We start from the raw sequence: 6637 nt of genomic DNA, 5'->3' as shown, positions 1-6637 counted from the left end.
TCCCCAATATCGGCACTGGATGCACTTTCACAGCGTAATCTGTTGCAGACGGCTCAGCACCCCTGGGGAGTGATTGCCAGCGAGGGCGCAGCAGGGGCCGTGCTGGCATCGCGCAGCCTGGTCGAAGCCTTGAAGTTAACGCCACAGGCCAGGCTGGACAGCTGGCACTGCGAGCAGGGTGCGGGCGAGCAGTTGATGTCAAGTGCCCTGCGCAAACAAAGCAAAGCCGTGGCTGACTTTGGCTTGCTGTTCAGTGATATGACCAACCTGAGATCTCAAAATGAAGAATACGGTTTTGCCATTGGTGCCAAAGGTGAACGGCTGACTAACCCCGAACAGCTTGTGCTCAGTCACAGCCTGTGGGGGTATTTAGGCGAAGCCTCATTGTTTGCCACCCTGGCACTAGCGCTGCACCACAGCGACAGCCAGCGTGTGCGCAGTGTGTTCCTGTTCGGCGCCAATGACAGCCGGGCGATGATGACGTTCACCCTGTCAGAGCCGAACACGGCAGTCACTTAAAACGGTAACGCAATGAGCAGGAACAGAAATTATTTTTTGGCTCAATACCACAAAGTGACATTCTTACGTGAGTGAGGTTATTAAATCAGTTGATTAGGGCATTCAATCTGATAGGGTTTTCCGCTGTACGTCTTGATGACCGTACCCAGTGTGTTCATGTACTGAACAGAGATGAAAAAAGAGCCATGCCGGGCTTATTCGTTGGTCTGTTATCGCACAGCCGCCGACAGCACGAATAAGCGCACACTCGCTGCGGAGAGCGTCATCATGATGTACTGCCATTTGTGGGCTGATTCAGCAACCCGATACACCTTCTCACACACCATTAAACAAGGTCCGATGTTTTCATGCCCGGACACGATTCCTGGTTCACTCATGTTGGCCGCTGGTAAGCGCTTAGCTTCTCGCTGTTGTTTTCCTTCAAGCCTAACGTGGTTCAGTTTCGCCAAAGCGAAGAAAAACGAGAAAAAGTAAATGAAAAAAGTGAGATATGTAAAGGCGAATTATACGCCGCTGGAAGACATCACCCCGTTGCCCCGTAATGTGGTCAATCAACCTACCGAGCCCGTACCAGAGCACAAACTGGTGGTAGAGCTGGCGGGACAGTGGCAGGGAAGCCGGGCGTATTTTCAGCTTGCTAAAACCGAGATGCAGGATCAGAAAATCACCCGGCCGATAGCCGATGTGAAAACAGGTCACAGAACGCTGGCCACCTTCAAAGCCCTCGAGAATGAAGCCAAAAAACTCTATATGGTCGTGCCATTACAGGGGTTACCTCAGCCGCTGACCTTTTTACTGGCCGACAATTTGATGCCGGTAGAAAAAGAGGCGGACATGGAGGAATGGGAAACGGTTTTGATCCCGGTTCGTGCACTGGCCTATCTGGACAGCAGCAAAGACAAAGAAAAAGCCGCGGAATTAAAAGGTGGCTATTTGTATGTTTTCTGGAAAGGCAAACTCTGGCGCGAACTGCAAGTCACAGAGTTTGGCTATTACAAAGATATTGATAGCGAATATTACCGAGTCAGAGATCAGCAGGAAAGGCAGAAAGAACAGCCTGTTATTGAATACCGTGAAGCGGATGGATTCGATCTGCCGCAATTTTGGGTACCGTATAAAATTGCCGGTGAAGTTCAGGCCGGTGAGAGTGGTGTCAAACTCATGTTTTCACCGAAACAAAAGACATACCAGCAAATAGAAGCACTGGAAAATGATCCAGCAAAACTGGATGCTGCTGCAACACCACTGGATGAACTGTCTGTGTATTCAAATAGCCAGGCGTTTGAGCCCCAGGAACACACCGCTGATATTCAGTCTGCCAAACTCCATCAGGTCACTGAAGACGATATGGCCTGGCTGACTCAGCAGTGCGCAGTATTTGATCAGAATGTATCTTCAAATACACCTGTGGCGTATGTGGAAGGGCATAATAAAGGATTCAAAGTGACGCTTGAGCGAGGCCTAGAGGATGAAAATATAGGCTTTGTACAAGAGATCTATGCAATCTTGAATGACACGAAGAGTGAGTGGCAACAGTCTGTACTGCTAGAGCCATCAGGGGATGGTAGTGGACACTTTATTCACGGAGTATTTGAAGGAATGCCATCAGATGGCGACTTTTCTCTGTACATCGCGAGTCCGTGTGATCCGAACAGTGGCGAATATGTGTTTTTGAATAAAACGTATCAACAGATGATGGAGCCGGATCAATTTGAACCATTTACACCCGCTCCAGAAAAAGAAACTGTAGATACGGAAGAAAACCTGAAGAAAGAACAAAGACTAGAAGACCTAATGTCGATGTGGAAAAAAGAAGCATTAGGTATAGATATATAGGAATGATGAGATGAATAAATTAAAAAAATCAGTAATTGCAGCGCTAGGGCTATCTGTAATAGGTGGCTCAGCAGCATATGGATATTTCTATATCACGAATCCATATGATGAAGAGTATATGGAAAATTTGGAGTATCTTGTCAAGTATGCGGAAAGATCTGAAGATAAAATATCGCATATAAATTGGCCGATATATTTAGATATTCCAACAATACCTAAAATGGAAGTATGGGATGCAGTGAATCATTTACCTCAGATTCAGTTCTTTTCAACGGTACATTCGAAAGATGGTTATGGTTCTCTTTACACGATGAATCTTGATGGTAGCGATGTTCGTGTACTCTTTAGCCAAGAAGAAATTGGTGGTATACCTGAGATTAGAGGTTTATCTCGGCCTAGTCGTTCACCTGATGGAAGATATGTTATCAGTTCTATTCAACCAAGTCCCTTTAACTTTAGTTGTGTTCTATATGATTTGAAAACTAGAGAACCAATAGATTTAGGCAAGGGTCGTTGTTATAATTTTAATTGGGATGCTGAATCTAATGGTGTTTATTTTATAGGTGGTGATAGCTGGCAATCACCATTTTACTTTGATCTAAATAAAGATAAATTGAGTAAGTTGTACCCTTCTGAAGATAATTTCTTTGAGGAACTAAGCTTCGAAAATGACTTGTCTGGTGGGTATCCAATTGAAAATGGAGAGTTTTTTATTCGGAAAGTTAAAGGTGATAAAAATAATCTTAACAAATACCATGGGAAAGGATTCAAGTTTAAACTACCGGATATGAAATATATAGGTGTTGAAGATTACTTTCCTGAGGGGTGTTATTATGGGCAAAATGTAAGTGCCGATGGTAGATATTTTACTTGTGTATACTCGGAAGGTGGTAAGTATTATTATAATATAGATAAGCCACTTACAAAGATAGGGGAGGTTAAAGAGTCTTTAATTATTCAGGCTGGAACGTGGTATATGTCTGATATTACAAAAAAAATATTTAGAAAAATTAATGATGATGAAAAAGCACCAATCTCAGGAATATATTATTCCTACGAAGTAAGAAATAGGAAAGTTAACATTGGAAAGCTGGCATATTATGTCCCGGAAGAGTTAAAAGAAAATTACGATATTTTGAATTTTAGTGATTACTTTCCACCAATCCCAAGTGTAGAACTATATCAAGAAACTTTAAATAAAATTTTAAAAGAGGAATGATTGATGGCTCAGGTTGTAATCTCTGGAATTTATTTGATGGGACGGATTTATAATAAAAAAGGATCCGTTTCATCAGGTGCAAAGCTCTTTCCTTTACCATATGAAACTCTTACTTTTGGCGGTGATGAATGGTACGAGGAGTTGACGTATAATTCTAAAAATCAGCTTGTTACTAAGGTAAAATCAGAATATCCAATAGCATTCAGCGACAAGCATGGTAAATTAAATATACTATCTGATGGTGATGTGAACTCTGACGAAATATCATTGTTGGGATCACCAATTGTTGCTAAATATGGAGAAGGCAATAAAAGTCGGAATGTTTTTATATTTCCGTCAAGATTGGCACCAATTTATCATGCATCATTTGGTGGTAAATGGAAGGAGGAGCTATTTGGCGCTTTAAATAAAATTAAAAGTAGCGAAGGTCTTCGGAATCGTGAAATTTTCTATAAAAGAGAAATTAATGAGATAAAAAATAGAGATTTGTTGAATAATGTTTTTGAGTTTTCAGAAGAAGACAAAAAAGAAATATCAGAAGGTTATTTTCAAGATTACATTAATTGGGTAGAGTCAATAAAGAATTCAAATGTTGACAGTAATATATTAATATTAGAGGTTCCCCAGTATTATACTGTTAATGTGATGTTCTCATCAGATAAATTCGTTGATGCAACTGTGGAGATTAAAAGTGTTTCTGAAATAATTAAATTGACAGGGAATGTGGGAAGGAATATATCAAAGGTTGAACTCATTGAATTTTCAGATAATGATTTAAAACAGAAATATATATATAGTGCAACATTTTGGATTGAAGGAGATATCTTTGATATAGAGAAATCTTCAAGGGATTATTTTGAAATAAATGTAGACTTGTCGACTATAGAAAACAAAGAAGTAGAAAGTTTCTTTAATAAGAAAGGGTTGAAAAAATATTCATTAAAAGAGCGTATATTAGAGTTGCCAATAAAATCTGTCACTGGTCGATCCACTGTTATAAACGGTGATCCAATCAGTGTTGAGGAATCATTGTTCTTACATGCTCCTGAGTATTACCAGAGCCTAATTAAGAAGATTGATGAGAATCCACTGGGATTGCCTCAATCATTTGCAATGGAAAATGGAAAGCCCCTGAGTTTTAATGAAAGTTTCATTCACTTTGTTCAAAGCTACAAGAACCCGCTAAGTACAGGCGCGATGTTTCTAGAAAAAGGAGTCAGTTGGCAGTTACTATCGAAAATTACATATGCAGGTCTTTCAAAGGCTTTAATTGGTGATAACTCGCAACTAGCTCAAATGACATTAGCAGCAGCAAATGTTACTGGTACAGCGAATGCGTTTATAAATAGTGTCGCAGAACTTAAAATTGAAAATAGTAATCTGGTAACTCAGGCCAAGAAAGTTAAAGGCATAATGGAATCTCGACAAATTGAATTTGTTAGGCTCCCTCGTGGTTTTGATTCTTTCATTACAAAGTCTGGAAAGGTTGCCGGAGAACTTTTAGATAAACCATTATCTGTTGCGACTATAGGTATGCATGCCTGGAATAGTATTGAGGTAAGTAAAAAGGCAGAACAAGCAGAAAAAAAACTATTAAATAGTGTTTTAAATTATGGATCTTATACAATTACGCCTAGCGCAAATAAAGTAAAATCATTAGGGGAAGATAAAGAATTAATAAAAAGGGAGCGAGATGCATTACTTTCCCTTCAAGAGAAATTAAAGGCAATGTCTGTTGAGGATGTCCATGGAAGTCATCTTAAAGCAGAAACTTTAATTACTGATACCTTATACAGAATTGACAGTACAACATTTGGGTTTGATCGTGCAACACCAAACTTTGCAAATAAAAGTGTTCAATCTGCTTTTGATGAAATTGGTAGCCTACTCTCAAATCTTTCTGACCCAATTGAAATTATTATTTCAGGGCATACATGTGATATTGGTGACGATGAATACAATTTAAAATTGTCTCTACAAAGAGCTAAATCTGTAAAGAAAAGCATATTGAATGCTATAAAAAATGAATCTTTAATCTCATTGTGGGACGAGCGAATATTAGTTTTTGGTTATGGTGAGCATGAGCCATTAGTCGAAAACAGTAATAAAGAAAATAGGGCTAAAAATCGTCGAGTCGATTTATTATTGAAATTTAGTGCACACTTTGATTATCCACCAAACCGAGCTGAACTGATCAATGTTGAAAAAGCAAGAAAGAGCAGTTTAACAGCATTAACAACGTATGATAAACATATTGTCGATAGTGCTGTTGAAGCTGCTTCTATGGCATTTGATGTAATCGTTGGGAATGTTGCGAAAGCATACCCCTTGGCTGGCTTATTATTGGTTGCTAAATCTGCTGCAGAAATGCTGACTACAGGATATCAAGAGTTTGAAAAAGTCGTAAATCAAGAGGCTTTCAAGGCAGGGGAAGCTCTGAAGAACCTTGCTTATAGTGATATTCTTATCACAGATCGTTTATTTGATGATGAGAACACATCCGCATTTCATGATACGTTGATGAAAGCTTACTTGAAGCGATCATTAGCGTTAAATGGGTTAATCAGATTAATTAAAAAGTATAATTATGTAAAATATAATTCCAATGGAAAAATAACATTAAAAGACTTTGATGTTGAAGGATATATTAAATATTATATCTTGAATGATAATTGGGGAGTCGAGGGTGGATTGACAGATAAAATACACCTTGATGAATTGTGGCTCAATTTTAAAAAGATAGATGCTAAATAACTGTTCCTAAATGTAGATCACTGATAAGTAGAAATTGAAGGGAACTCGGTAGCGTTTGTGCGATCTGATCAGTCGCCAAACATCCAAAACTCACAAAACAGTACCGAGTGCCATGATTCTAACATTACCCGACCGGGCAGAGCGACGTCGCCTCATTAAAAATATACATAAAACCAAAGATAAGGATCACTGCCGACGTTTGACTGCCATTTTGCTTCTCGCTGAAGGCCAGACTGTTGCTGCTGTATCCAATACACTTGCTGCAGCTCGGTCTTCTGTAAACAGGTGGGTTCGATGGTACACAGAGTG

At 39.5% G+C, this 6637-nt stretch carries 4 protein-coding genes and 1 pseudogene; all 5 read left to right on the top strand.

Annotation, left to right across the window (positions count from 1 at the left end; genetic code table 11):
* Positions 1-519: pseudogene (locus H511_RS24775) on the top strand (hypothetical protein); the annotation flags it as partial.
* Positions 520-1167: 648 nt separating this feature from the next.
* Positions 1168-2355, top strand: coding sequence for a hypothetical protein (locus tag H511_RS22925; protein ID WP_155804839.1), 1188 nt, complete (start codon positions 1168-1170; stop codon positions 2353-2355).
* Between the two features lie 10 nt (positions 2356-2365).
* On the top strand, positions 2366-3574 hold the full coding sequence (locus H511_RS0108905) for a TolB-like translocation protein (RefSeq protein ID WP_027251995.1): 1209 nt from the start codon (positions 2366-2368) through the stop codon (positions 3572-3574).
* A gap of 3 nt (positions 3575-3577) precedes the next feature.
* The gene (locus H511_RS0108900; protein WP_027251994.1) at positions 3578-6328 is read left to right on the top strand and encodes an OmpA family protein; all 2751 of its coding nucleotides are present in this window, start codon (positions 3578-3580) and stop codon (positions 6326-6328) included.
* A 112-nt stretch (positions 6329-6440) separates the two neighbouring features.
* Positions 6441-6637 (top strand): helix-turn-helix domain-containing protein (locus H511_RS24375; protein WP_162144605.1); only part of this gene is annotated, 197 nt, incomplete at its 3' end.

The organism is Photobacterium halotolerans DSM 18316 (assembly GCF_000425165.1).
GTDB lineage: Bacteria > Pseudomonadota > Gammaproteobacteria > Enterobacterales > Vibrionaceae > Photobacterium > Photobacterium halotolerans.
The sequence above is the reverse complement of the archived record's forward strand: the minus strand, read 5'-3'. Positions and strand labels throughout refer to the sequence as shown.